This is a genomic window from Paraglaciecola polaris LMG 21857, assembly GCF_000315055.1.
In the GTDB taxonomy this organism is placed as follows: domain Bacteria; phylum Pseudomonadota; class Gammaproteobacteria; order Enterobacterales; family Alteromonadaceae; genus Paraglaciecola; species Paraglaciecola polaris.
This window is the reverse complement of the sequence record NZ_BAER01000023.1, coordinates 155,674-180,970: the sequence shown is the minus strand read 5'-3', so window position 1 is coordinate 180,970 and position 25,297 is coordinate 155,674. Positions and strand designations below refer to the sequence as shown.

Annotated in this window: 21 protein-coding genes; 11 read left to right on the top strand and 10 right to left on the bottom strand. The window is 42.5% G+C overall.

The genetic code is table 11. From position 1 onward, the window contains the following. Window positions 1-1,695 precede the first annotated feature (1,695 nt). The 4 genes from ltrA to GPLA_RS04520 are packed head-to-tail and all read left to right on the top strand — an operon-like array spanning window position 1,696 to window position 4,200. Window positions 1,696-3,354, top strand: a complete 1,659-nt coding sequence (gene ltrA / locus GPLA_RS04530; protein WP_007103659.1) for a group II intron reverse transcriptase/maturase — start codon at window positions 1,696-1,698, stop codon at window positions 3,352-3,354. Between the two features lie 34 nt (window positions 3,355-3,388). Next, on the top strand, window positions 3,389-3,649 hold the full coding sequence (locus GPLA_RS04525; protein WP_007103658.1) for a hypothetical protein: 261 nt from the start codon (window positions 3,389-3,391) through the stop codon (window positions 3,647-3,649). Between the two features lie 40 nt (window positions 3,650-3,689). Next, on the top strand, window positions 3,690-3,836 hold the full coding sequence (locus GPLA_RS23890; protein WP_083881992.1) for an HNH endonuclease: 147 nt from the start codon (window positions 3,690-3,692) through the stop codon (window positions 3,834-3,836). A 28-nt stretch (window positions 3,837-3,864) separates the two neighbouring features. Next, window positions 3,865-4,200 (top strand): hypothetical protein, encoded by a 336-nt coding sequence (locus tag GPLA_RS04520; protein WP_040513883.1) that lies wholly within the window; start codon window positions 3,865-3,867, stop codon window positions 4,198-4,200. Between the two features lie 348 nt (window positions 4,201-4,548). Here GPLA_RS04520 and GPLA_RS04515 read toward each other — a convergent pair whose 3' ends face one another. From GPLA_RS04515 to GPLA_RS04495, 5 genes are all read right to left on the bottom strand, one after another. Beyond that, window positions 4,549-4,836 (bottom strand): hypothetical protein, encoded by a 288-nt coding sequence (locus GPLA_RS04515; protein WP_007103656.1) that lies wholly within the window; start codon window positions 4,834-4,836, stop codon window positions 4,549-4,551. Window positions 4,837-5,213: 377 nt separating this feature from the next. Beyond that, the gene (locus GPLA_RS04510; RefSeq protein WP_040513896.1) at window positions 5,214-6,251 is read right to left on the bottom strand and encodes a methionine synthase; all 1,038 of its coding nucleotides are present in this window, start codon (window positions 6,249-6,251) and stop codon (window positions 5,214-5,216) included. Window positions 6,252-6,324: 73 nt separating this feature from the next. Beyond that, entirely contained in the window at window positions 6,325-7,323 is a 999-nt protein-coding gene (locus GPLA_RS04505; RefSeq protein WP_007103654.1) for a DUF1852 domain-containing protein, read from the bottom strand. Between the two features lie 541 nt (window positions 7,324-7,864). Next, window positions 7,865-9,124 carry a M24 family metallopeptidase gene (locus tag GPLA_RS04500; RefSeq protein WP_007103653.1) on the bottom strand — a complete coding sequence of 420 codons (1,260 nt, stop codon included), beginning with the start codon at window positions 9,122-9,124 and terminating at the stop codon, window positions 7,865-7,867. 256 nt (window positions 9,125-9,380) lie between these two features. Next, on the bottom strand, window positions 9,381-10,370 hold the full coding sequence (locus tag GPLA_RS04495) for a GlxA family transcriptional regulator (RefSeq protein ID WP_007103652.1): 990 nt from the start codon (window positions 10,368-10,370) through the stop codon (window positions 9,381-9,383). Between the two features lie 144 nt (window positions 10,371-10,514). On the opposite strand from GPLA_RS04495, the gene GPLA_RS04490 reads away from it, so the two are divergent. Together GPLA_RS04490 and GPLA_RS04485 are read left to right on the top strand one after the other, a co-directional pair. Then, window positions 10,515-12,431 carry a beta-ketoacyl synthase gene (locus GPLA_RS04490; protein ID WP_007103651.1) on the top strand — a complete coding sequence of 639 codons (1,917 nt, stop codon included), beginning with the start codon at window positions 10,515-10,517 and terminating at the stop codon, window positions 12,429-12,431. Between the two features lie 339 nt (window positions 12,432-12,770). After that, entirely contained in the window at window positions 12,771-13,274 is a 504-nt protein-coding gene (locus GPLA_RS04485; protein ID WP_226993054.1) for a TFIIB-type zinc ribbon-containing protein, read from the top strand. A 147-nt stretch (window positions 13,275-13,421) separates the two neighbouring features. On the opposite strand, the gene GPLA_RS04480 is transcribed toward GPLA_RS04485, so the two are convergent. Continuing rightward, window positions 13,422-13,640 carry a hypothetical protein gene (locus GPLA_RS04480; protein ID WP_007103648.1) on the bottom strand — a complete coding sequence of 73 codons (219 nt, stop codon included), beginning with the start codon at window positions 13,638-13,640 and terminating at the stop codon, window positions 13,422-13,424. Window positions 13,641-13,752: 112 nt separating this feature from the next. Further along, on the bottom strand, window positions 13,753-15,000 hold the full coding sequence (locus tag GPLA_RS04475; protein WP_007103647.1) for an acyl-CoA dehydrogenase family protein: 1,248 nt from the start codon (window positions 14,998-15,000) through the stop codon (window positions 13,753-13,755). An 851-nt stretch (window positions 15,001-15,851) separates the two neighbouring features. On the opposite strand from GPLA_RS04475, the gene GPLA_RS04470 reads away from it, so the two are divergent. The 3 genes from GPLA_RS04470 (at window position 15,852) to GPLA_RS04460 (ending at window position 17,472) form a co-directional block, all read left to right on the top strand. Continuing rightward, complete coding sequence (locus GPLA_RS04470) at window positions 15,852-16,061, top strand: cold-shock protein (protein WP_007103646.1); 210 nt, start codon at window positions 15,852-15,854, stop codon at window positions 16,059-16,061. A 336-nt stretch (window positions 16,062-16,397) separates the two neighbouring features. Next, complete coding sequence (locus GPLA_RS04465; protein WP_007103645.1) at window positions 16,398-16,913, top strand: LEA type 2 family protein; 516 nt, start codon at window positions 16,398-16,400, stop codon at window positions 16,911-16,913. 124 nt (window positions 16,914-17,037) lie between these two features. Then, window positions 17,038-17,472, top strand: a complete 435-nt coding sequence (locus tag GPLA_RS04460) for a cytochrome b562 (protein ID WP_007103644.1) — start codon at window positions 17,038-17,040, stop codon at window positions 17,470-17,472. A 100-nt stretch (window positions 17,473-17,572) separates the two neighbouring features. On the opposite strand, the gene nhaD is transcribed toward GPLA_RS04460, so the two are convergent. Next, on the bottom strand, window positions 17,573-18,964 hold the full coding sequence (gene nhaD, locus GPLA_RS04455) for a sodium:proton antiporter NhaD (RefSeq protein WP_007103643.1): 1,392 nt from the start codon (window positions 18,962-18,964) through the stop codon (window positions 17,573-17,575). 312 nt (window positions 18,965-19,276) lie between these two features. Here nhaD and GPLA_RS04450 point away from each other — a divergent pair, with 312 nt between their 5' ends. Beyond that, window positions 19,277-19,528, top strand: a complete 252-nt coding sequence (locus tag GPLA_RS04450; RefSeq protein WP_007103642.1) for a hypothetical protein — start codon at window positions 19,277-19,279, stop codon at window positions 19,526-19,528. Between the two features lie 72 nt (window positions 19,529-19,600). Here GPLA_RS04450 and dgt read toward each other — a convergent pair whose 3' ends face one another. Both dgt and GPLA_RS04440 read right to left on the bottom strand, forming a co-directional pair. Continuing rightward, window positions 19,601-21,049, bottom strand: a complete 1,449-nt coding sequence (dgt, locus tag GPLA_RS04445; protein WP_007103641.1) for a dGTPase — start codon at window positions 21,047-21,049, stop codon at window positions 19,601-19,603. Between the two features lie 183 nt (window positions 21,050-21,232). Beyond that, on the bottom strand, window positions 21,233-22,033 hold the full coding sequence (locus GPLA_RS04440; protein WP_007103640.1) for a hypothetical protein: 801 nt from the start codon (window positions 22,031-22,033) through the stop codon (window positions 21,233-21,235). A 544-nt stretch (window positions 22,034-22,577) separates the two neighbouring features. Between GPLA_RS04440 and GPLA_RS04435 the strand changes: the two genes are divergently transcribed. After that, window positions 22,578-25,220 carry a TonB-dependent receptor gene (locus GPLA_RS04435; RefSeq protein WP_007103639.1) on the top strand — a complete coding sequence of 881 codons (2,643 nt, stop codon included), beginning with the start codon at window positions 22,578-22,580 and terminating at the stop codon, window positions 25,218-25,220. Window positions 25,221-25,297 lie beyond the last annotated feature (77 nt).

The window sequence follows — 25,297 nt, the reverse complement described above, 5'->3', positions numbered from 1 at the left end:
AACCACTTTTTGCATAACAATACAATCCTCCTTGTCTATGGAAAATCTCTATCTCAAGTCATAAAATGGAAACGTGCTTGAACTTATGTATTTGATAATAGCCGTGTCTGTTACAAAATTGAGTATTAGCAAAGATAAATTAGTTAAGTTGGAAAATGAGAAAAGGAAACTAACTTTTAAATAGGCTAAGTCTTTGGTCGAAAAACTTATATTCTCTTTGTGTAGTGGTATAGTTAATTTCACCACCTATTAAGAAATGTTATGCATTTAGCATAGCAAGATTAGGTACTTCAAATAAATAAAATACAATACAATAGTACTTAAGCTTACATTCATGTATTGCCAAATAAGTTATCCACTGTAGCGCCTCCTTTAACGACAGAACAAAAAATTCCTCTGATTGCATAGGGTTGTATAATTATGAGGGGATAAAGTGGGGTATTATTTTATGAAGTTTTCATTTTAATAATAAATTCAACAACTTAATTGTCAATAGGCGGCATGATGTAGTGCGACGAGAGTCGCGTAGGTCACTAACCTAACTGGGCTATACGTCAACTAGCTTCCTCTGAGGAAGCTAGTTGAATTTCCAGTAAATTAGTAGTCGTCACAGGCAACTGGTGTGAATATAGTTGCCGAACATTTCATTGAAATGGACGCGCAGCTATATTATCTTTAGCTGTAATAAAGCGAGACCGTTCGGTCATCGCACCTAAGAGTAAATACTAAACTAAAATTATACTTGTGCTGCTTTCTTTCACGAAGCGGTATCTTAACGAGTGTACCTGAAGTTTACGAAGGACCATCTGTCAAACAGATGTTCGCACCCTTCGACTAATTATCTACGATTTGATATCTCGCAAAGGCCTATACGAAGAGATAGCTTCTCTAAGAAATCGTATAAGTCCGATAGTTAGTGTCGTCAATCTAGGTGCTGTAGAAGGGGAACTGGCAATGTCATTTCCTCTCTACAGTCTCCCTTTTACATCTATTACGACTATGGCCTACGTAACATAAGCTGATTTAGTTATTGTCTCGATAGAATAATTAATTCTATTAGTGAGACCTACTATGCGACTAGTAGTAGCCTAGGGATAATGCATTATTGGTAACGATTTTGTGTGAAGCTTCCTGACAATGTACCTCTGTGTTTTTTTGCAGAACTGCACCCGTGAGGGTTATATGTTTAATTCATTAGCAATGAATGGATTGAGGGCTAGGCTGAACAATACGATTAACATATGTGAATTGTTGTTAAACACCGTCAACCGCAATGAGCGAAATTTTTGCTGATACGCTTTGACCAAAAGGTACGTGGCTAGCTATTCCTTTTACATCTGGGAATACGTCGTTATTAAGCCTCCGGTGGATAGACAGAATCTAAGTTGTTCGTGTAATTAAATTGGAACTCGGTAAGCCCAATTGTTCGCCTAATTTCTTATCAAAATTTAGGCAGGTGTCTTGTGAAAGGCGCTGTTGGACGAGTGGGTATAGGATGTTGGATTAAGCGAATGTGCAGCTGTAATGGTTGTGATAGAAGTTCAAAATTTGCTTCGACCGGAAACGGTGCAGACTTCCAACTGGTCTTTAATCGTGTAATGACCTTTTAAGTCATCATTTATCAACCCAAAGGGGATTAGCTACCCCCTTTAGGGGAGAGCTTTTCTTCCTTTTCGGTAATTGGAGAAGAGCAAGATGAGTACACAACGTAAGTTGATTGTACCTGCGTTCTCCCACCCACCAACAGGATGGCACACTATTAATTGGTATGTTATTCAACGGCAGGTGAGAAGACAACAGGTACGGATCGCGAAGGCGACTAAGCAACAACAGTGGAGAAAAGCGAAAGCCTTACAACGCATGTTGGTGCGCTCGTTTGCAGCTAAAGCTTTGGCTGTTAAACGAGTGACTGAGAATCGAGGCAAAAGGACTGCCGGTGTAGATGGGGAGTTATGGAGTACACCTAATACAAAATGGTTAGCTGTTTTTCAGTTAAAGCGGTCAGGGTATAAACCTAAACCGTTGCGGCGGATTTACATTCCTAAGAGTAACGGTAAACGTCGTCCTTTAGGGATACCGACCATGTTAGATAGAGCGATGCAGGCATTATACCTGTTAGCACTTGAACCTGTGTCGGAAACTACCGCAGACTGGAATAGTTATGGTTTTCGCCCCATGCGCTCTACGGCTGATGCGATAGAGCAATGCTTTGTCAATTTAAGTCGTAAAAGCTCTTCGGAGTGGGTGCTGGAGGGGGATATTAAGGGGTGCTTCGATAACATCAGCCATGACTGGTTACTTGCCAATGTTATGTTGGATAAACAAGTACTACGAAAATGGTTGAAAGCGGGATTTATGGAATCCGGTAGATTAAATCCTACTGAGGCGGGTACACCACAAGGGGGAATTATTTCTCCTGTGTTAGCCAATTTGGCACTTGATGGTTTGGAAGATGTTTTGCAATCCCATTTTGGGAAGAAAAACACAAAAGCCAGCTACAAGACCAAGGTTAACTATGTGCGATATGCGGATGACTTTATTATTACCGGTATCTCGAAAGAGCTATTAGAAAATGAAGTTAAACCACTGGTTGAGGCTTTTATGGCTCAACGGGGGTTAACGCTATCGCCGGAAAAAACGGTGATTACTCACATTAGTGAGGGGTTTGATTTTCTTGGGCAAAACTTACGTAAATACGATGGGAAGATGTTAATTAAACCTAGTCGTAAAAACGTCAGTAACTTGCTTGGGAAGGTTCACGATATTGTAAAAGGTAATAAGACTGTCACGGCAGGAATATTGATAAGTCAGTTAAATCCAATTCTTCGGGGTTGGGCTAACTACCATCGTCACATTGTGGCGAAGGAGACCTTTAAATACGTGGATTATCGGGTATGGAAGCTTCTATGGCAGTGGTGCCGACGACGACATAACAACCGTCATAAACGCTGGGTTAAAGGGAAATACTTTAAATCAACGGGCTCACGAAATTGGACGTTTTCGGGTATTCGGCCTAATGGCAACATCAATAGGTTGATATACACCATGGACATACCGATAAAGCGGCACATTAAGTTAAAAGCGGAAGCAAACCCGTATGACTTAGCGTTTGAGGAATATTTTGAGAAGCGCCTTGAGCGGACTTGGGTTAATTCAATGCAAGGTCGGGATAAATTGATAACACTTTGGCTCAGGCAGCGGAAACGTTGTGATATTTGCCGCCACCTTATTACTAAAGAGACAGGATGGAATGTCCATCACATTGTTGAAAGAGGTAGAGGTGGTAGTGATAAACTGAGCAACTTGGTGTTGTTGCACCCCAATTGCCATCGACAGTTGCATCAAGACTTTTAAAGAAACATTTAACTGAAATTAATGGGAAGTTCGTATGAATAAGTTGACAGCAGCAGAGGCACGCACAATCAGCGGGGTCAATTCGCTTGGCTCTAAAGCTATTTTGGGATCAGTAAATCGGTCTATCAAGAAAAGCGCAGAATCTAGGGAGGCAACAACTGTAAAAGCATTCCCTAAATTTCGTGTTCAAGATGGTGCAGTTAAAGCCGCTGTATCTTTACTCGAACAAGATGGTTTTTCGGTAAAGGTCAATGATACAAACGAAACCATTAAAATCACTGTTTCTTGGGCGTAAATTGCTAAAACTTTGGCTCAGGCAGAGGTAACGCTTTGTTATGTGTCGCCTCCCTTTTACCAAGGAAGTAGGATGGAATGTTCATCATGCTGTTGAAAGGGTAAAAGGTGGCAGCAATAGATTGAGTAACTTGGTGTTGTTCCACCCTATTTGTCATCGACAACTACACAATAAGGAAGTAGCATAAATTTAATGGATATAGGGGTTAATTTCGTATGTTAAGTGAAGAGTTAAGGCTGTTGTTACGTGATATTAAGGGAAATAAATTAAAAGGAACTTATAGTGAAGAGCACCACAACTATGAGGACTTAGAAACTCTGGTTGAATTTGGGTATGCTAATGCTATAGATGTTTCGAGTAAGAGTGGTAAAGCATATCTAGATCCTAGTATTACCTTCAAAGGTAAAGAGTTACTAAGAACTGAGTCTGTTAAAGAAACTCCTACGTGGAAATCATGGGACAACGGCTGGAAAAAGTGGATTGGCGCTATAGTTTTAATATGTGCCGCCATCTTTGCACTGCACAAATTATACGGAATAACCTTCTCGTAAATCGCTGGTCTCTACTTAGGTACTGACTTATAAAGGCTTGAGCCGTGTGCGGGGAAACTCGCACGCACGGTTCTTAGGGGAGGGGTAGCTAGTAATAGCTGCTTCTTACCCGACATCCGAGAGGATTGCTCTGCTCTCAAAGCTTCGCTTTGAAATCTTGAAAAACCCGCTTCGGCGGGTTTTTTATTGGCTTTTGTTTATGCGCTTCGCTTACTTATGGCCTGCGGTCACTTTACACGCTACGCGTGCGGGGCAGACGCGACTCAGTACATACATTTTACTGAAGTTGCTAATACATCCATTTTTCCAACGTAATAGCTATATTAACAATAGCTTTTGCTTTAAACATTAACGCTTGAAAGGGGGGCGACGACCGTTCTTACGCGTTGTTTTTTTATTTAGGCTCACTCGAGCATGCGTAGTACGTTGAATGAAAGGAGGTTTTTTATTTAGAGCTGCTCGCCCTTTTCCCGTTTCCACCTGCTCATTCGCATTTTTTTGCTCGACGTTTTCGGTTTGTATTTCCCGTTTAAAAGGGGGTCTATCAGCACCTGTGATTTTGGGTACCGCGGTAGCATGTACTGTGAACGGTGAAAATAGCGCTGAAATAACGACAGCAAACAACAAACGTTTCATTATAAACCTCACATTAAGACGATTCACTTGCTTAGGCACTAACGTAATTTAGTGTCTGTAAGCCATGTGAATTAGACAAAAGTATAAATCGAGGCGATTTTAGTGTGTAAAAGTTGTGTTATAAAGAGTAACTGGTGATAGATATTTACTATCAGATATCAATTTTTCATAGCCGTTAACTTTCACTGGATAACGAGGTGAGTGCCCCATAGGAGATAAGAGGGTCAGACTGGCTGAAAAGAACAAGCAGCGACGTTGTCGCCAGAGCATACGCTTCGCCTATGAAAACGAATTGGCATAGGCCTGGGATACTCTGGGGGAATTTAGCCCCCTCCCCCTAAAATATCGCTAGCAAGTTGGAGGGAGAGCACGTCATTCTATTGTTTGACGGTAGAGAGTTCTTGGCGAATGATTGCAGCGCCGGCACTTAACGCGCTTAGTTTGGCTCTTGCTACATCACGTGATAAAGGGGCCATGCCGCAGTTGGTGCAAGGGTAGAGCTTGTCAGCATCTACATACTTGAGTGCTTCTCGCAGGGTATTGGCGACTTCTTCTGGGGTTTCTATGCTATTGGTTGCCACATCAATGGCCCCTACCATCACTTTTTTACCTCGGATCAGTTCCAGTAACTCAATGGGAACATGGGAGTTATGACATTCGAGGGAGATGATATCGATATTCGATTTTTGCAATTTGGGAAAGGCTTGTTCATATTGTCGCCATTCTGAGCCAAGAGTCTTTTTCCAATCTGTGTTGGCTTTGATGCCATAGCCATAGCAAATATGCACAGCCGTTTCACATTTTAGGCCTTCAATGGCGCGCTCTAAACACGCAATGCCCCACTCGTTAACGTCATCAAAAAACACGTTAAAAGCAGGTTCATCAAATTGGATAATATCTACACCTGCGGCCTCTAATTCTTTGGCTTCTTGATTGAGGATTTTGGCAAATTCCCAGGCGAGTTTTTCGCGACTGTGATAATGATCATCATACAGGGTATCTATCATTGTCATGGGGCCTGGCAATGCCCATTTAATAGGTTGCTTGGTTTGCTGACGTAACAGCTTGGCATCTTCTACAAATACAGATTTAGGCCGAGAAACAGCGCTAACCACCGTGGGTACACTGGCATCATAACGGTCGCGAATTTTAACGGTTTTACGGTTCTCAAAGTCAACACCGGTTAGATGCTCAATAAAGGTCGTGACAAAATGTTGGCGTGTTTGCTCGCCATCACTGACAATATCAATCCCTGCTTGTTGTTGTTCATGTAACGACACTCGTAACGCATCGTGCTTACCATCAATCAGTGCTTGGCCCTGCAATTTCCAGGGTGACCATAGCGCTTCGGGCTCTGCAAGCCATGAAGGCTTAGGTAAGCTGCCTGCGGATGATGTGGGTAGTAATGGTGTAATAGTCGCTGATTTCTGAGTAACTGTTTTCATAATAAATACTGCTAAGCCTTTATGTATAGGTAGTTTGGATTAATTAAAGCGCGTAATTGGCAGACCACTGTTCAAGCACGGTTTGATAGGGCTTGATGAAGTGCTCCTCGGCAAATTTAGCCTGCTTAAACGCCAACTTGCTGCGCTCCTCTCTGTCATACACAATTTGAGTTAACGAATGATCTAGGTTGCTCAAGTTTGGTTGATAACAATGTCCTGCAACGGCATTGGCATTATAAATTTCAGGTCGGTAAATTTTTTGAAAAGTTTCCATTGTGCTGATCGTGCTTATCAACTCAAGATTACTGTAATCATTCAGTAAATCGCCAAAGAAAAAGAAAGCCAAAGGGGCAACACTGTTAGGGGGCATAAAATAACGCACCTGTAAGCCCATTTTTTTAAAGTATTGTTCAGTCAGTGATGATTCATTTGGCTGATATTCGTAGCCCAAAACAGGATGCTGATTTTCAGTTCGATAATAGGTCTTGTTATCCGACACACTCAGGCAGATAACAGGTAGTTTTTTAAAATGCCCTTTATACGCATTTGAGTTCACAAAATACTTGAAGAGCTTGCCATGCAATTCGCCAAAATTGTCTGGAATGCTAAATTGGCTTTGGCCCTTGTTATGCTCACCCAGTAAGATACTGAAGTCATAATCACGTACGTAAGATGAAAAGTTATTCCCTACAATACCTTCAATGCGCTCATTGGTTTTATGATCAACAATATTGGTTTTATGATCAACAATATTGGTTTTTAATATCTCAATAGAGGGAAAGGTCTCGCCACTGCCTGCCACATCCATATCAACAGAAATGATTTCAAGCTCTACTGAATAACGATCGCCTTTGGGGTTATCCCAATACGCTAAGGCATTAAAACTATTGTCGATCATCTTTAGCGTGTTGCTTAAGTTCTGTTGGCGACTCTCACCTCTGGCTAAATTAGCAAAGTTCGTAGTAGCACGTGTGCTGTCCGAAGGATGATAGTTTTCATCGAGGGATATATTCTTAATAGTAAATGCAAAATCTTTATTCATGACCTTCTGATATCCAATTTCTGTATAAAAACCTAAATCTATTCTTTGCTCTTTTTATGTGGCCTAAACAAGAACCAATGGTCTTAAGACCTTAAGCTAGGAGCTGAATGTGATTTATACGCGGAAAATTAGATGAATAAAATTGATATAAACTCATTGATACATGAGGAATATTCATGATTAGTGTGCGCACTATCGAGACATTAGGGTTTTTATTTGCTTTTTTATGCGCTTCGCGAACTTTATACACTTAGTGCACACTATGCGCTGTGCTTATTGATGGCCTTCGGCCACTTATGGGCTGCGCCCATGTCATCCATGACGTATTTTCAAACCCAGTCCCTGGCGGTCGCCGCGCGGGCTCAAGTAACTCTTTCTTCAACAACTAAGAAAAAAAGAGTCACCAGAAAGAAGCGCCCCTGATAACTTCTTCTCCTGAAGTTTGTTAACGAGGGAAAGCAGCGATTTCGTCGCCAAAGCATGTGCTTCGCACACTATGCCTTACGCGACTAATACACCCTGATTATGCACACGTGATTTATTACGAGGTAGCTTCGTGCAAACCAAATGGGTTATCAATACTTTCGCTTGGTTGTGTAAACCAACGCGGACCTTCATCGGTCATATAAAAATGATCCTCTAATCGAATACCGAATTCATCGGGTATGACCAGCATAGGTTCATTACTAAAACACATGCCTTTGGCGAGTGGGGTTTTGTTGCCGCCAACCAAATAAGGCCACTCGTGAATATCTAAACCAATGCCATGGCCGGTACGATGTGGGCAACCAGGTGTTTGATATTCTGGGCCTAAACCTTGTGAGGCTAAGTATTGCCGAGCCGCTGCATCGACGTCTTCGCATGGCACATCGATTTGGGCGGCGTTAAAGGCGGCAAGTTGTGCGGCTTTTTCATCGCCCCAAAACTGTCGTTGCCGACTCGTTGGCTCACCAAATACATACGTTCGGGTAATGTCAGATATATAGTCGTGTACTTTGCAGCCGGTGTCGATTAACACGACATCCCCTTCCTTGAGAATTTGCGGATCTTTAACACCATGTGGGAATGAAGTCGCGACCCCAAAAAGCACAATACAAAAATAATTGCCCGGCGCACCAACCTTTTGATGTGCTTGTTCAATGAAAGCTTCAACTTCTGTGGTACTGATTCCTGGGTGCAACATACTTGCAGTTGCTTGATGCACGGCCAGTGTCATATTCATGGCCCCTTGCATTAACGCTAGCTCGCTAGCGGACTTATGCATTCTACAATGGGCAGTAACCTCTTGTGCGTTGATGAGGGTTAAGCCAGCTTGGGCTTTATTGATACCGTCGAATATAAAAAACTGCGCGCTTTCGTCTATACCAATAGTGGCGGTATCGGCTATGTTTAGTTGTCTTAAGACGTCAACAAATAAGCCATATGGATTTTCATGCTCTTGCCAGCCGTGTATTGGCCCATCTATGACTTTAAACCCATTTAGACTGCCAATTTCAAAGTAAGGCGCGATATATTGCACAGCGCCTTTTGCGGGCAAAATTGCCCCTACCATGCGCTCACTGGCATACCATTTCATACCGGTAAAATACGTAAGGTTGGTACCTGCATTTAGATAAATAGCGGCGATATTATGGGCTTGCATATACCCTTGGGCTATAGCCATACGCTTTAAGTGTTCTGCTGGCTGAATAGGCACAAGGTATTGAGTCATATCGCTCAATGTGGCTAATGCTTGCTCAGGTGTTTGCGTGCCAATTCCTGTGCCGGTGCCTGTAATAGTGTCATTATCAAGAGTCGTCATTTTTTCTCCTATTTTTGGATGCCGATTAAGAACAAAGTTAAGCAACCTATAAAATGTTTAATAAAGCTATGATATCACTGACATTGGCAACACTGCGCCGATGTCAATTACATATTATTTTAACTCGTTCACTTATGGCCTGCGGCCACTTTACACGCTGCGTGTGCGGGGCATTCGCTCCGCGAACTGTGCGCACCTTCTGCCCTTCGCTTATCAAAGTATGCGGTTTTAAAAAGTGTCTAAAACATAGCTGTTTTCAATCAGCAGTAAATAACTTAGCACGCACAGTTGTTCTGTATTCTCGAGGTGAGGTGGCCAGTAACTTCACAAACAAAGAGGTGAAATACCCCACATCTTGATAGCCAATTTTATCTGCTACTTCACTTACGGTTAGATTACTTGTTTGTAATAAGTCTTTGGCGATTTCAATACGGACTTTTTGTAAATACCCTAGCGGTGTTTGGCCAGTGGCATTTTTAAAACGGCGGTTAAATGTGCGTACGCTCATTTCAAAACGCCCCGCGACCTCGCTCAGGTTAATCTGCCGGTTATAATTGTCTTGCAACCAAATTTGCGCTTGGACTATTTCCTCATCGGGGTGCTGTTTTGTGCTGCCTTCAAAATAACTGGTGTTTTCATAGGGGCGGCGAATTTCATGGGAAAAATTTCGCTCAACAACGCTGGCTATCGCTTCGCCATACAGTCGTTTAACAAAATGCACGGTGAGATCGGCCATCGCATTCACGCTCGCCGAGCAGTACAGATTGCTAGCTTGGGTAATGAAGTATTGACGCTTTAATTTGACTCTTGGGTAGTCTCGCTGAAACTGATCAAAATAATGCCAGTGAGTGGTGGCAGGTTTATCATTGAGCAATCCTGCTTCGGCTAAAAAACAACAGCCTGTGCCTACTGCCGAGAGCATGGCGCCATTTTCATAAGCTTTACGTAACCACGCTAAAATTTCGGGGTGTTTTTTTACAATTGGCCTAGGGTTTCGCCACAGAGCAGGTAAATAAATAATATCGCTGTCACCCACGTCTTCGAGTTTGGTATCGGGTAACAATGAAAAACCAATACTGGTTTTAATTGGCAGTTTATCTATCGATGTGGTTTGAATAAGCACGGGTTCAACTTGGCTGCCTTCTTTTGCACGAGCAGCACTTTCGGCGGCACGCAACATTTCAAAAGGCAAAGTCGCGCTAGTGGCCAGCATATTATTGCAAAGTAAAAAGGTAATTTTATGCACAAGTTGGCTTAGTCAATTTGGGAGATATTAGGCAAAGATAACGAACTTATGGCTAAAACACCACGCTTTATGGCCAGTATAACCCTGCCAGAACACAAATCTAGGCAGTAGACTGCGGGTACTCAAACATTTGGTATCTTAAATATGTCTTCATTACCGGTCATCGTTGGATTTGGCGGTTTTAATGCCGCAGGTCGCAGTTCATTTCATCATGCTTACAAACGAATGGTGATAGAAAGTTTACCTGCGAGTGAACAAGAAGAAACCCTGCTTGGTTTGGCCACAATGATGAAGTTGGTGCGTTGCGAAAACGGTCTCTTTATTGATAACGCGATGGAAAATAATCAACAAACCTTAACACCAGAAGAAGTGGTTGAACGTTTTTCAGAGCAAATTTTAAATTCGACCCTCATTCGCACTATCGAAAAAAGCCACTTCGATGTTAATGCCGTGCATTGGCACAAAAACATCACTATGCAATCAACAGACAAAACAGGCATTTGTTTTGAATTGCCCCGTAAACAATTACCTGATCCAATACCGACAAATTGGCAGTTAACTGATGTTGATAAGGACCGAGTGAAAGTTGAAATTATCGGCGAAGTCGATTTCAAAATAGACAGTTATCGTGAATGCCCAGTAAAAGTAGCAGGACAATTACCCAGCGGATTTAATCCCGAAGATCACTACAATGCTCGCTTTCATCCTCGCGCCTTACAAATGGCGATTATGGGCGCATCAGATGCCATTCGTTCATTAGGCATGGAATGGAAAACCATAGTTAATGCGGTCAAACCAGACGAAATAGGCGTATACGCCAGTAATGCCATGTCACAGCTGGATGAAAACGGCTTTGGGGGCATGTTGCAATCACGCTTAAAGGGCGGCCGAGTCAGTACTAAGCAGTGCCCGTTAGGCTTAAACACTATGCCTGCTGACTTTGTGAATGCTTATGTGCTAGGTAACGTAGGTCATACGAGTGCAATTGTTGGCGCCTGTGCCAGCTTCCTTTATAACCTCAGTGCTGCCGTTGAAGATATAAAAAATGGCAAGCGCCGTGTGGCCGTCGTTGGCAATGCCGAAGCCCCAATATTGCCAGAAATAATTGATGGTTATGCCACCATGGGCGCACTTGCCAGCGAAGACAATTTAAAACGTTTAGACAAATCTGAAACCGTTGACCACCGCCGCGCCAGTCGTCCTTTTGGTGAAAATTGTGGTTTTACCATCGCAGAATCGACCCAATACGTGGTGTTAATGGACGATGCATTGGCGTTAGAGCTAGGGGCGGATATTCATGGCGCAGTGAGCGATGTATTTATTAATGCTGACGGTTACAAAAAATCCATATCAGCACCCGGCCCAGGTAACTACATCACCATGGCTAAAGCCGTATCTGCGGCTCGCGCGATTGTGGGTGACGAGTCTGTTCGTGAGCGTTCGTTTATTCAAGCCCATGGTTCAAGTACACCTGCCAACCGCACCACAGAATCACGTATTTTTCATGATGTAGCACAGATCTTTGATATTCAAAACTGGCCCGTCACTGCGCCAAAAGCGTATGTGGGTCATCCGTTGTCGCCGGCGAGTGCCGAACAGTTAGTGGTGAGTCTGGGCGTGTTTAAGCATGGATTTATTCCGGGTATTAAAACCATCGATAAAGTAGCAGATGATGTATTTGATGAACGCTTAAATATTTCAATAACCGATATTGATAAAGGTCCTGGGAATCTTGATGTTGCCTTTCTAAACTCCAAAGGATTTGGCGGTAACAATGCAACGGCGACGTTATTATCGCCTCACGTTGTCAATACCATGCTCGCTAAGCGATACAGCACTGAAGATATTGCGGCTTATGAGTCTCGCCGTGAACAAGTACGTGAAAAAGCCAAGGCCTATGATCTATCAGCCAGTCAAGGCAACTTTGATACTATTTATCATTTTGGCCAGGATCTTATTCAAGAGGATGAGATTCAAATGACCGACCAAGAAATCCGTATTTCCGGATTTGCCAATCCTATCGACTTACGAATGAAAAACCCTTTTGAAGATATGATTTAGAACAAGTAGAAAAATAGAAAAACACAGAAAAAAGTCCGGCTAAATTAGCCGGATTTTTTATAAAAGTGACTTAGGTAAAATAGGCGAATACGGGACGGTGAATCGATGAGTAAGGGTTGCTGACCTTTGGTAGCTGAAACGACTTTGATCTGGTTCTAGGCTTTGCAGCCTAGTTGTTTCCTTTGTTTTTTTGCGAGAAAAATTAGCGAGATACTCATTGTAAGTCATTTTTATTTAGCCATTTATTAGCCCACTTAATCACTGTTTAAAAGAACAAATTGACTATGGAGGATGTTGTCGAGATTATTGTGTTTTCTGCGGGAATAGGGATGTTGGAATATGATGCTTTGTCCTCGAACTCATTCGCCTTTGAAAAAGGTGAATGTTGGTAAGGTGCCGGTTTTTGTTAGTGAGGCTTGTGCTGGGGTGTTTTTCGAAAACGCGACTATTCAGCACTTTGAAAAGCCTTCTGAAAGGCGTGGAGCAACCTTGGCTGCACATCTTGAGAAATTTCATGGCGAACGTCTTGGCTTAGACGAAAGAGTTAACTGCCCTACCTGTACGGACACTGTCATGCTCCGTCGCTTTTATAGCTTGTCTCATGCGGTTGAGATTGATGAATGTCCCGGCTGTGGCGGTATTTGGCTAGATACGGGCGAGTTAGCTAAACTGCAATCACTATTGCTCAATGAGAAAGAGCGTGCCCTACTGCGTGCGCAGCTTATTGAAACACATAGGCCAAGTGAGATATCCGGCTTGCCTCACATTAACGACAACTGGCTGCATCGCGACAACAAAATCAGCAACCTAATCGACCTTACGTTTTTTCTAACAGGTGATTAGAATCAGCACCATACCTATTAGTTGTGTACCCTCCCAAAAAAGCACAAGCAGCGACAGGCCTCCGATGCGAAATTCCGCTAATGGGGATGAAAGTAAGCTTGGCTTAGGTTTTACGTCTCTGAAGCTGTTTATTTTCTGATAATTTTTCTATCGGGCTCTAAGAAAGTCTTTATCCAGTGCGCCTGAGATATTACGCAGTTCATAATCAATAATTTCGGCAGTACGAGGGGCGCCTGCACTTTCTGTCATTTCTGCAACAGCAGTGATGATCAGTGCTTCTAGTGCGTCGCTGTGGTTAACCTTTTCTTGGTCCGCTGCAGCTAAAACATCAGCTATACATTGTTTTGCAATACTATATTTACTCATTTTTCTCTCCTCGGACAAAACCTGATATCAGATACAACAAAGGCCAGATATGCTGGCCCTTGTTAATTTGTTACTCACGCAATAGGCTTTAGTTAGCTTTAGTTAGCTTTAGTTAGCTTTTGTTACGTTCATATTCACGTACTTCATTTCGCCCCACCACCATATGATGAACCTCATCTGGGCCATCCGCATAACGTAGGGTACGCTGGCCTGCATACATAGCAGAAAGTGGTGACCATTGTGAAATACCGGTAGCACCATGCATTTGCATAGACTGGTCAATAATTTCGCAGACCCGCTCTGGCACCATCGCTTTGATCATGTGTATCCAAATACGTGCTTCTTGGTTGCCCAGCACATCCATGGCTTTAGCCGCTTTCAGTACCATCATACGCATGGCTTCAATGTCGATACGCATCTTCGAGATGACTTCAACGTTCTTACCAAGCTGATATATTTTTTTACCAAAGGCTTCTCTTGAGGTCGAACGTTCAAGCGCCAGTTGCAATGCTTCTTCCGCTTGGCCAATTGAACGCATGCAATGGTGAATACGACCTGGGCCCAAACGAACTTGAGAAATTTCAAAGCCACGGCCTTCACCTAATAACATATTGGTTTTAGGTACTCGCACGTCTTCAAGTTTAATGTGCATATGTCCGTGAGGCGCATGGTCATGACCAAATACATGCATTGGGCCAACAATCGTTACCCCTGGTGTGTCTAATGGCACGAGTATTTGTGACTGTTGTTTGTGTGCTGGCGCATCTGGGCTACTTTTAACCATGCAGATCATGATTTTACAACGCGGGTCACCGGCACCAGAAATATAATATTTCTCACCATTTATCACCCAGTCGTCACCGTCTTCAACAGCCAAGGTGGAAATGTTTTTTGCGTCAGAAGAAGCAACATTAGGCTCTGTCATGCCAAAACAAGAACGTATTTCACCTCGTAATAGCGGGGCCAGCCATTTTGCCTTTTGCTCAGGTGTGCCTACTCGTTCTAACACTTCCATATTACCTGTGTCAGGTGCTGAACAGTTTAATGTTTCAGACGCCAACGGTGCTTTACCAAGTTCAACGGCAATATAGGCGTAGTCTAAGTTAGACAAACCCTGTCCTGTTTCAGCATCTGGCAAGAAGAAATTCCACAGACCCGCTTCTTTTGCTTTGCTTTTAGCGCCTTCAAGCAATTCCATTTGACGGTCAGAATAGCTCCAGCGATCAGCAAGCTTTTCACCAATTGAATAAAATTCTTCTTGGATGGGAATAACATTTTCTTCAATGTGTTTCTTTACCGCGAGATAAAGTGGACGCACGTCCTCAGACATACGTAAATCATTTAAATCTTCAGTCGACATAATTGTTCCTTAAAATTGAGTGAAATCTGACGTGTTTTACTGACGCTTCATGACACAAATATTGAAGGTTAGATTTCAAATAAATCAGTCCAAATATAATATGTAAATGAAGTGTAAATGGCCAATTAAATCGTTACAAGAAACTGAAATTATTGATATTTTTTTAAAATATGTCTTTTTATAGCGCCTTTATAAAAGCGGATTATAGGGGTGTATCACTGTTACTTTTTAAAACGGCATTTTTAGCAAAGTGCGAGCAAACTATGCGCAAATAAAAATTTAGTCACCAGCTGTGCTTTTTAAAAATAAATGACCTCTAACGCAAATTTTACCATGTGGTTTTGTACTTAAAGTGTGTTAACAAGATCCCCTTTTGCTCTTCAATGAAAAGTATTGGGTCTTTAGTTAATTTCCATGGTTAATGTCCAGAAACTAGCCAAGAGTGGATAAATTTAGCGCCAGTGAGTTTTCACCACTCAGGGCACAAATAACCAGCAGATGAGTAAACGTATTTTTATACGTTTATAGCACCAACCTTGCTGACAATGGATGGCCTGTCATATTCAATATCCAGCATGGCTGTGAACACGCGAAGCGTTTTCTTATAGATATGGCGATAGTGATTTCATCTAATTTCTTGACTTACCCTATCAATTGGGAGTATTGTGCGCTCAAGCTTTGAGAGAAAGCTTATTTTTTGAATCCCACGATGTTAGTTATTAAGTAGTACTCTAGTCATATTAGTTTATTTGTAATTCTTCGCGTTATCCTCAGTAAAATAATCATTTTCTTCACATGCTTTATAGCCACAATTTTTTGGCGCATTTTTAATTATTTCTAGGATATCTATTATGTCTAATACAACTACTGGTTCAGTAAAATGGTTTAACGAAGATAAAGGCTTTGGTTTTATCGAGCAAGAATCTGGTCCTGACGTTTTCGCACATTTCAGTGCCATCGTTAGTGAAGGTTTTAAAACTTTGGCTGAAGGCCAACGTGTAGAGTTTACTGTTACTCAAGGTCAAAAAGGCCCACAAGCAGAAAACATCGTCTGTATCTAGACCTTGTTAATCAGCGCAGTTAGATGCTGCGCTATCGTTTCACTCATACACTTTTATGAGTGAAACCAATTCTCTTTTTATGTAAACGAGTATTGAACACAAAAACTCGTCGTTTTATTCCCACTCATAATTCAAGTCATTCCACCTTATACTCAATCTTTGTTCTTTTTCCTTGCATTAAAAATTTGATTAATTTTAATCAAAGCAAATCAGTATCCACTATGTAAACTCACGACAACCTTATCCTTGGCCCATATTCAAACTTGCGCTTATATTTGACTCCCCTGCCTGCTGCGGCGATGATGTTGCTTATTCTAAAATAGGGATATTGAGATTATGCCGCTTTACTCTGAACCGCATTCGACCTCAACGAAATTGAATCTAGTCTTTCTACTTTTCATGACTTTATTACTGTCATCTTGCGCCACCCTTAACCCTGATTTTGAGAAACCTGAGTTACAGTTAACCAACTTGAGTATGCTGCCGGCTCAAGGCCTAGAGCAGCGATTTCGTCTGACGTTTCGAGTGACCAACCCGAATAATATCTCTTTCCCGGTAGATGGCATGAATTTCAAACTCAACCTACGCGGACTCCAAGTGGCTACAGGTGTTAGCAACAAAAAATTTGTGCTTGAGCCATTGAGCGAAAATACGTTTGATGTTGATGTCAGTGCCAGCCTATTTAATTCAGGCCGGGTATTGCTGGACATTATGAACGCCAAACCGGATGAGCTGGCCTATGAGGTTAATGCCAAAATATTCACCAGCAAAGGGTTATGGGGTAGTATTCCCGTGTCGCGTACGGGCGTTATTCCGTTTGGATTAAATAAGCAGAGCAAAATCGTACAATAAAAACTATTGCGTCTCTTGTGCGTCAACTTGTATCAAAAACCTTGTGCTGATGGGCAAGCGCCCAAGCAAAACGTCAATACATTTATGCTAGACTGCGCGCCTTGTTAAATGAGTGAGTGCAAAAATGACGTTGTTAAAAAGCCTAAGCCTAGCGGTAGCGATGATATGTGGCCTTCTGCCACTGGGTAATCAAGCTTATGCGGATGAGCCTGTGGTAAAAGTGGTGGCAAGTACTGATGTAGAAGCAACCATGAAGTCGATGTCTTATACCTACAGACAAGCCATGTTAACAAGTGAAGCGAACGTGATGCTGAATCTAATTGACAAGCTACAGCAGTTGGTCGCGTCTGTGCAATTGGTGCAGTTTGACCAGAAAAGACAATCAGTATTGCAACAAGGCTTAACTGAAGTGCAATCGCAACTGGCGTTGGTCCATGCAAGCTTAGTTGCCCGCGATATCAACACGGCTAAAGAGCAATTAAAGAAAGTCGCAGCGCTGCGAAAGCAATATCATAAAGAACGCAGTCCAAGCATATGGCAACTGCTTTTTGGCGATTAACTAACGAGTGGACAATGCCCGAAGCGGCCCAGGAATGAGTGCCGATCGTAAAAAAACACCCACTGTTTATCATGTCTAAAAAAATACCTGGTTTGTATGTTTAGCCATTGATAAAAAAATGCAGCAAAATTCCGCCGACATAACCCAATGCAATAACCGGCGTCCATTTTAAGTGGCTAAAAAAGGTATAATGCCCACGCGCTTGCCCCATAAGTGCGACGCCAGCTGCAGAACCAATGGATAACAGGCTACCCCCTACCCCAGCAGTCAATGTGACCAATAACCACTGAAATTGGTCCATCTGGGGCTCCATCGTTAACACCGCATACATTACCGGAATATTATCGACAATTGATGATAATAGGCCGACCAGCACATTGGCATTGGTAGGCCCTAAATCACCGTACATATAGGCAGACACCAGACCAAGGTAACCCATAAAACCTAACCCACCGACGGCCATGATTACCCCATAAAAAAACAATAGTGTGTCCCATTCGGCGTTGGCGATATGGGCAAATACGTCAACTTTGCGCTCGTGGGCTTGTGCGTCGGGTACGCCGGGATCGGCCAACATGGCCTTAATCTTTAAGCTCATGTAATAACTGAATATTTTCAAATAAGCCAAGCCGGTCATCATGCCAAATACCGGGGGTAAATGGAGAAAGTTCTGAAAACTGACCGCGGTGACAATCGTTAGTAAAAACAACGAAATGATGACTACGGCGCCCTTTTTCATCCCTTGCACTTCTTCACTGTCCGTTTGCGGACGACCTGAGGGGATGTAAAATTGCATGATAAATGCGGGGATAAGGTAATTAGCAACAGACGGCAAAAATAAATTCAAAAAGGCGCCAAACGCCAGCTGTCCTTTTTGCCAAACCATTAAGGTGGTGATATCACCAAAGGGACTGAATGCCCCTCCTGCGTTAGCTGCTATCACTATGTTAATACAAGCCAGAGAAATAAATTTAGGTTTTTCTTTACCTGTGACTAATACCACGGCACACATGATCAAGGCAGTGGTCAGATTGTCCGCAACCGCTGATAGAAAAAATGCCAAGATACCCGTTATCCAAAACAGGGCACGATAACTAAACTCCTTTTTCACTAACCAATACCTAAGGGTACTAAATACCCCCCGCTCTAACATGGTATTGATGTAGGTCATGGCGACCAAAAGAAAAAAGAACAATTCGGCGTATTCCAGAAAGTTACGACGGATCGCCAACTCTGTCGATTCGGTGTCGCCGCTGGCGCGATAGGCAAATGCAATTAATATCCAGATTATCCCTGCGGCCAATAATACCGGTTTGGATTTACGCAGATTTAATTTTTCTTCCAGAATAACAAGTAGATAGGCAAGCACAAAAATGCCAATGGCACTGTACCCAACCCAATGATGGGTCAAATTTAATTTATCAGGCAGCTCATCGACGGCAAGAGCCGAAAATGACAGTAATAACATGGCAAGCAAACTGAATGACTTCAATCTTAATTCCTCAGAATTATCCATGAGCCAAGATGCAACTAAAACCTGTTAGGATCAAGATCCGACGGCCATATTTTGAGGCCTCATTGATACGTCCCTGTTCAGAGACCTTGCTCTGCTAAGGTATTTTTTAGCCCGAATAGCTAATCATTCATCAAACAAATGCGACGCCAGCAGTGCTAAGCTCTCATATTGGTATGCCAGCGTGCAGTTTTGCAGCTATTTTTTTGTGTATCCCTTACCCCAGAGGATCTGCACCTTGTATTACTGAGCATGATATTATGCCACCACACAAGATAATCAGAGGCGACGATGGCCAAGCCGAATACAAAAGCGCCGGCTAAAAGTGTGAGTATTTTTTGTAGCCGCTGTCAGCATCCGCTTTTTAAGTACAAAAAAGGCGGAAAAGGCGCACTGGTGAAATGCTTTAAAGAGCGCATTAGCAAAGATTTTACCACCGAACCCGGTACCTGCCCCGAATGTAAAACTGTGTTCGCCAGAGATATGCTCATACGCGGCACCCCTGCTTTTAAGATGATAGGCGGCAAGGTTTGGTTCAAATAAACACCACAGGCATGAATACCTGATGCCTTATTTACGCCCCTTTAATGTCACGCTAAGTGTTTACGCTGCGGGTCAATCAACCACCATAAGCGCGCGGTATTCATCATAAGCGAACTGATCCGTCATGCCGCTAATATAGTCTTGCAGCAAACGGCAACGATAATAAAACTCTAACTCTTCACTGGGCTCATTCTGAATCGCATGTAGGTAGGCTCTTAGATGCTTGTTGGGTAATTTTTTAATTAACCTTCTTTCTAACAACGGCGCGTTTTTAGCTTGCTGGTAAACGTCTGTAAATTGTCCTTTGGTGAGCTTTAGCAAAGGTTGATAACAATCGAGCAAGCCGTTAATAATCTTATAACCTTGTAGTTCTCTGGCTTCGACTTCTTTGTTGCAAAAGGCATATTTCAGGGCGACTTTTTTAAATGCTTCGGATAATGCATGAGCTGCGCTGTTATCTTCTAATAAGGCTTGGTTGAAAGAACCATGAAAAATAGCCTGAATGTTAACGATAAATCGCTCAACCGCATGACCAACCAACGGATGCAGAACACCGACTCTTAGTGATATGAAAAACTGACTTTCTTTAGATATATCATCGGCCTCAGCCGCTTTGTATGCTTTTGCGGTGATGTTTTGCATCAAGCCTGGGTTGCTGTCCAAGTTAAAGTCACTGTGTATCAATAAAAATTCTTCACACAGGGAGCTTTGCAGTTTTTCAACATCGAGTATGCCTTTCTCTACTGCATCTTCTAAATCGGCAATACAGTAGGATATATCGTCTGCGGCCTCCATTATGTAAGAAGCTGGATGACGATGACCCACTTGCATTTCTAATGCATCACAAAGCGTTTGCACATAATTTTTTTCGCTAAAATAAAAACCAACCTTTTTCTTCAGGTAGTTAAGCGCTTGCCCTTTATCAGGCTTAATGTCAGTCCCGCAGCGGGTATATTTAAGTACGCCAGCAACCTGAGTGTACGTGAGGTTCAGTTGCAGTAAAGAATGGATAAGCCTAATCGCTTGGGCGTTACCTTCAAAATTACATATGTCTCGCTGTAATTCCGCCGGCAAATTAAGGGGTTGCCCAGCTGATATGGGAAAAGAAGATGACAAATTTTTATTAAACCAGTCATTAATCGCTTGCTCACCAAAATGACCAAAAGGTGGGTTACCAATATCGTGCATCAGGCAGGCCATTTCAACAACGCTTTCTAAATGCCGTTCAAAGTCGATTAAATTATATTCCGCCTGTTTTTGGGGATCTAACTTATTGAAAATACTCTGGACTATGTATCGCCCCACTTGCTGGACTTCTAATGAGTGGGTTAATCGACTTCTGACTGCCGCATTGCGTTCTAAGGGAAAGACCTGCGTTTTTTGCTGAAGCCGCCTTACCGCAGCGGAATTGATGATGCGACCACGATCACTTTCAAAGTCGAACAGTAACGATTTGCTGGACTCCCTCTTTCTCGTATTGTGCAGTCGGTTACTGGTTAGCTTTTTAGAAAAATCAATCATGGGTACATCTTGCTACATCAAAGTTCATCGACAATACAACAGAGGCTGACCACATGACAATTTTCACACGAAATAAAACAAAGCGTTAGCGATGAAATTTGGGGGGAATTTCTGACTATGACGAAAGCGTTGGCACAATTAAAGGACGTGCTTCTTAAATTAGCAAAAGAACGAAGACTAAATTTACTTACGGTTACGCGTGCGATAATCCTGTACGCGTTTATCAAACTTGCGCACAATTCTACCAAACCGCCCGCTGTATACGTGAATAAGCTCAATATTCTTAGCGATTAAAGCCGCACTTAGAAACTTCTCATGCAAAATAGCGACGCTTTTATTTCGGATGACTTCATTATCGCTATAATTAGCTCGATACCAGCCTTTGCCTACTGGCCTGAGCCAACCATTGATATGCTCTTGCATAGCACTATCAACTACCATTTGATCAAAATAGATCGATTCGTCGGTCACGTATTCCACAGCCGCACGCAGATTATCATTTATAAAGATTAATTCTTGGTAAGCAGTATAATCTACCACAAAAAAGTAGGATGAAACCCACTTGGACAATGCGAGTTGGTCTACTTTATACTCTATATTTCGGCTATCCACTCGCCCTAAAATGAAGCCTGAATAATGCTTTGCTGCCAGTTTTAGCTTTTTATTATAAAGCCATATCGTTAACCATGAGAAATAGTGGTTCTTATCAAACGTGTCATTTACGAAACAAAATGAATCATCTTCCTTTAGCGTGTACTGCTCCTCTAAATATTGCTTACCTTTTTCCCAACCAGAAAATTCAAAAAAACTATTATCCCCTTGAATTAAATCGATATCTTCAGATAAAATCTCGTAGCTTTGCTCTCCATTATTGATAATAATGATCTTGGCTTTTCTTCCGCCTAGGGTAAGAAATCGATTCAGCCGCAGCAGGGATTTATCAAGATTAACAGGGGCATAAACTAAGAATAGGCAATAGATCATATGTCGGTAACTTCGTTATTAGTTTCAAGGTATCACTGTGTATTTGTTATGCTCTAAATAAATTACGTCACCTAATTAACATTAACTTTATTAGAAAGCGGTGAAATAACAACAGCTTGCTATGATGCTTACATCTTACACGATTTATGTAAAAACTATCTTCCCCATCACTATTTAGTTGCAATTTTCTTCCATGCTGAACTAGTGACACAATCGACGCTGTAATCATGTATCCGAGAATTTAAGCCGAGCGAGAAAAAAAATCCCTTAGCTACTTTGGCGTAAAAGACGCCTCACGCCCGAGGTAAGTAATATTCGTTCATACAACGCTGATTTGAAATTAATCGCTAAATACCTGTTAAAAACGATTGGCGCCGCTATTTTTAGACGGCTATAGTTGCTCTATCCCCATGATTTTAAAGCGGGGCTTTCAAATACAATCAAAACAAAATACTGGTAAACATTTCTCTAGTTGTGCACATGTTAGCCAGTTAACACTCCAATGAAACATGGATAAAATCGATCTTGAAAAGGACACGCACACATGGATAAAACTAATACCATCCAGTTTAAAAAGAAGCCTATTGCAGTGCTGATCTCACTTACGTTGGGATTTCCCATTCCAATAGTCACCGCCCAAGAAATAGAAGAAGAAGTCGAAACGCTGCGCTTAGAAACCATCACGGTTGAAGCGCAAAAACGTAAACAAAGTATGCAGACGGTACCTGTGTCTGTTAGCGCGTTTTCAGGTAAGCAACTAAACCAGGCTGTAATTAAAGATATATTTGATGTGGCCGGACTCGTGCCCGCTTCATCAGCTTTTCAAACTCAGAATGTTACCAATACCAGCTTTTCGATACGCGGCATCGGCACCTCATCGCAAAACTTCGGCTTAGATCCCTCAGTCGGCCTATATGTTGATGGGATATACCGAGCTCGACAAAGCTCCATGGTCAACAATTTGGTTGATATCGAAGCGGTCGAAGTGTTGCGCGGTCCTCAAGGCACCTTGTTTGGTAAAAATACTCCCTCAGGTGCAATACTTATCCGTACGGTGGCGCCCAGTCATCAAGCAGGAGACAACTTTATAGAGGGTACGATTGGGAATTACGGTTTAGTTAATTATTCAGCGGCGGCCTCGGTATCCGCCATCGACAATGTTCTTGCCTTTCGCTTAACCGGATTCGGCAGTCAGCGTGATGGTTTCGTCAGCGAAGTGAACACGGGTGATGATGTGCTAAACGACAGGGACCGATGGGGCGGTAGACTTCAGGCTTTATATACCCCCAACGATGACGTGACTTTACGTATTATTGCTGACTATGCAGAGATCAATGAAATTTGTTGTGCAGCACCGGTACAAGTTAGTAATGCTCAAGCAATTGGCATAGAGGGTAAATTTGGCACTGACAGCCTTTTATCCCAAGCCCCCTTTAATGCGACGATATTTGATGGCAGTGACTTTTTCGACTATAAAGTCGCGCTGTCATTTTTACCTGAATCAAGGGTAGAAGATAGCGGATTGTCAGCTCAGTTAGACTGGGATATTAATAATCAATTCACCCTGGTATCCATTTCTGCTTATCGAAGTTTCGACTCCTTTGACAATATTGACAGTGACTTTACCGATGCCCATTTATTTGGCACACGAAATGATTCACAACAGCACTCATTTTCCCAAGAAATACGCATGGATTACACTGGTGACAAGGTAACCGCTATTCTCGGTGCCTATTATTTTCGTCAGAATTTAGATCTTGATTACAGCTTATATACCGGTGAACAGTTTAATGATTTTTTCCTTACTGGTTTTGCTCAAGGCGCATTTAATGGTTTACTTGCCGGCATTGATGCTTTGAACAGCGCAAGTAATGGGCTCATTGCACCCTCAGCCCCACCAGCGCCTGCTTTTTCAAGTTTTGATCACCGTGCTGAGCAAAAACACGAGAGTTACGCAATATTCGGCCAAATCGATTATCAATTGTCTGATGAGCTCACGCTTACCACTGGCTTAAGGTACACCGACGAAAGTAAGGATCTATCAACGATTTTCAGCGAAAACTTACCCGACGACGCTGCCTTCCCTTCCTTTTTTAGCTCAGTGGGCGACCCCAACAGCCCCGCATCTATTGTGCCTGGCACACTGCTTTATGGCGCAGGTTTAGCGGGAAATGTTTTAACCGGCATCCAAGCTGGCACGATTGATATTACCACCCCTAGCGGACAAGCAGCATTGGCAGCTCTCACACCTTTTCAAACCCTAGGTTGGGGATTTAATCCGCTTGGCGCCATTACAGCTGGCCGCTCAAATATTTCTGATACCTTGAATGATGACCAAATAACAGGCACCTTAAAACTGAGTTACACCCCCAACAGAGATACCCTAATTTATGTTTCGTATGGCACGGGCTACAAATCTGGAGGTACTAACACAGATAGAATTACAGAGGGTTTTGAGCCCATTTTTGCTGCGGAGAAATCCAGAGCGTTTGAGATTGGCATTAAGAAAGACTTCCCTGAACAAGATCTCAGAATTAACGCTGCCGTTCACACGACAAATGTGGATGACATACAAGCCAATACTTTTACCGGTACAGGCTTTAATTTACAAAATGCAGGGGATTATAAAACCTCAGGCTTGGAAGTAGAGCTGACGTGGCTGCCCACAGACACGATTGAGGTGGGTGTTGTATATGCCAGAGTCAATGCAGAATACGACAACTTTATGCGCGGGAATTGCTGGATTGCATACACCTGGCACACAGGTATTACTGATCCAGGGCAAGAAAGTTCAGATCCCAACGCGCCAAATCCGTACTGTAATCGATCGGGTGACCGCCCAACAGGCGAGCCTGAAGATTACGCCATGGTAAAGGTTAAAAAAGACTTCACTATTAGTGACAACATTGATGCCTATCTCGTGGCCGAATATTCTTACACTGGTGATGTAGTCTTAGACGGCAGTAACGATCCCTTTGCCGTGCAAGAGTCATACAGCTTGCTTAATGTGCGTTTTTTCATGAACTTTGCCAAATACAACATGGATTTAGTGTTTTGGGGGCGTAATGTTTTGGACGAAGAATATATTAATCATGTGAACTTCAACACGCCCCTACAGGAAGGAAAGTTTAATGCCTATATATCTGACCCAGCGACCTTTGGCGTGACATTGAGAAAACGTTTTTAGCGATAACAAATCAAGTATAAAAGAATCCGCCCTTGTGAAGACCCCAATAATGAGCGTTTCAAATTATTGGGGTGCTT

Bases quoted from the DNA above. Each gene is read 5' to 3' on its own strand.
- GPLA_RS04450 (WP_007103642.1), top strand. From the start codon at position 19,277: ATGGCCAAGCCGAATACAAAAGCGCCGGCTAAAAGTGTGAGTATTTTT.
- GPLA_RS04460 (WP_007103644.1), top strand. From the start codon at position 17,038: ATGACGTTGTTAAAAAGCCTAAGCCTAGCGGTAGCGATGATATGTGGC.
- GPLA_RS04440 (WP_007103640.1), bottom strand. From the start codon at position 22,033: ATGATCTATTGCCTATTCTTAGTTTATGCCCCTGTTAATCTTGATAAA.
- GPLA_RS04465 (WP_007103645.1), top strand. From the start codon at position 16,398: ATGCCGCTTTACTCTGAACCGCATTCGACCTCAACGAAATTGAATCTA.
- GPLA_RS04485 (WP_226993054.1), top strand. From the start codon at position 12,771: ATGATGCTTTGTCCTCGAACTCATTCGCCTTTGAAAAAGGTGAATGTT.
- GPLA_RS23890 (WP_083881992.1), top strand. From the start codon at position 3,690: ATGTGTCGCCTCCCTTTTACCAAGGAAGTAGGATGGAATGTTCATCAT.
- ltrA (WP_007103659.1), top strand. From the start codon at position 1,696: ATGAGTACACAACGTAAGTTGATTGTACCTGCGTTCTCCCACCCACCA.
- dgt (WP_007103641.1), bottom strand. From the start codon at position 21,049: ATGATTGATTTTTCTAAAAAGCTAACCAGTAACCGACTGCACAATACG.
- GPLA_RS04525 (WP_007103658.1), top strand. From the start codon at position 3,389: ATGAATAAGTTGACAGCAGCAGAGGCACGCACAATCAGCGGGGTCAAT.
- GPLA_RS04435 (WP_007103639.1), top strand. From the start codon at position 22,578: ATGGATAAAACTAATACCATCCAGTTTAAAAAGAAGCCTATTGCAGTG.
- GPLA_RS04470 (WP_007103646.1), top strand. From the start codon at position 15,852: ATGTCTAATACAACTACTGGTTCAGTAAAATGGTTTAACGAAGATAAA.
- GPLA_RS04505 (WP_007103654.1), bottom strand. From the start codon at position 7,323: ATGAATAAAGATTTTGCATTTACTATTAAGAATATATCCCTCGATGAA.
- GPLA_RS04490 (WP_007103651.1), top strand. From the start codon at position 10,515: ATGTCTTCATTACCGGTCATCGTTGGATTTGGCGGTTTTAATGCCGCA.
- GPLA_RS04480 (WP_007103648.1), bottom strand. From the start codon at position 13,640: ATGAGTAAATATAGTATTGCAAAACAATGTATAGCTGATGTTTTAGCT.
- GPLA_RS04500 (WP_007103653.1), bottom strand. From the start codon at position 9,124: ATGACGACTCTTGATAATGACACTATTACAGGCACCGGCACAGGAATT.
- GPLA_RS04515 (WP_007103656.1), bottom strand. From the start codon at position 4,836: ATGAAACGTTTGTTGTTTGCTGTCGTTATTTCAGCGCTATTTTCACCG.
- GPLA_RS04520 (WP_040513883.1), top strand. From the start codon at position 3,865: ATGTTAAGTGAAGAGTTAAGGCTGTTGTTACGTGATATTAAGGGAAAT.
- GPLA_RS04475 (WP_007103647.1), bottom strand. From the start codon at position 15,000: ATGTCGACTGAAGATTTAAATGATTTACGTATGTCTGAGGACGTGCGT.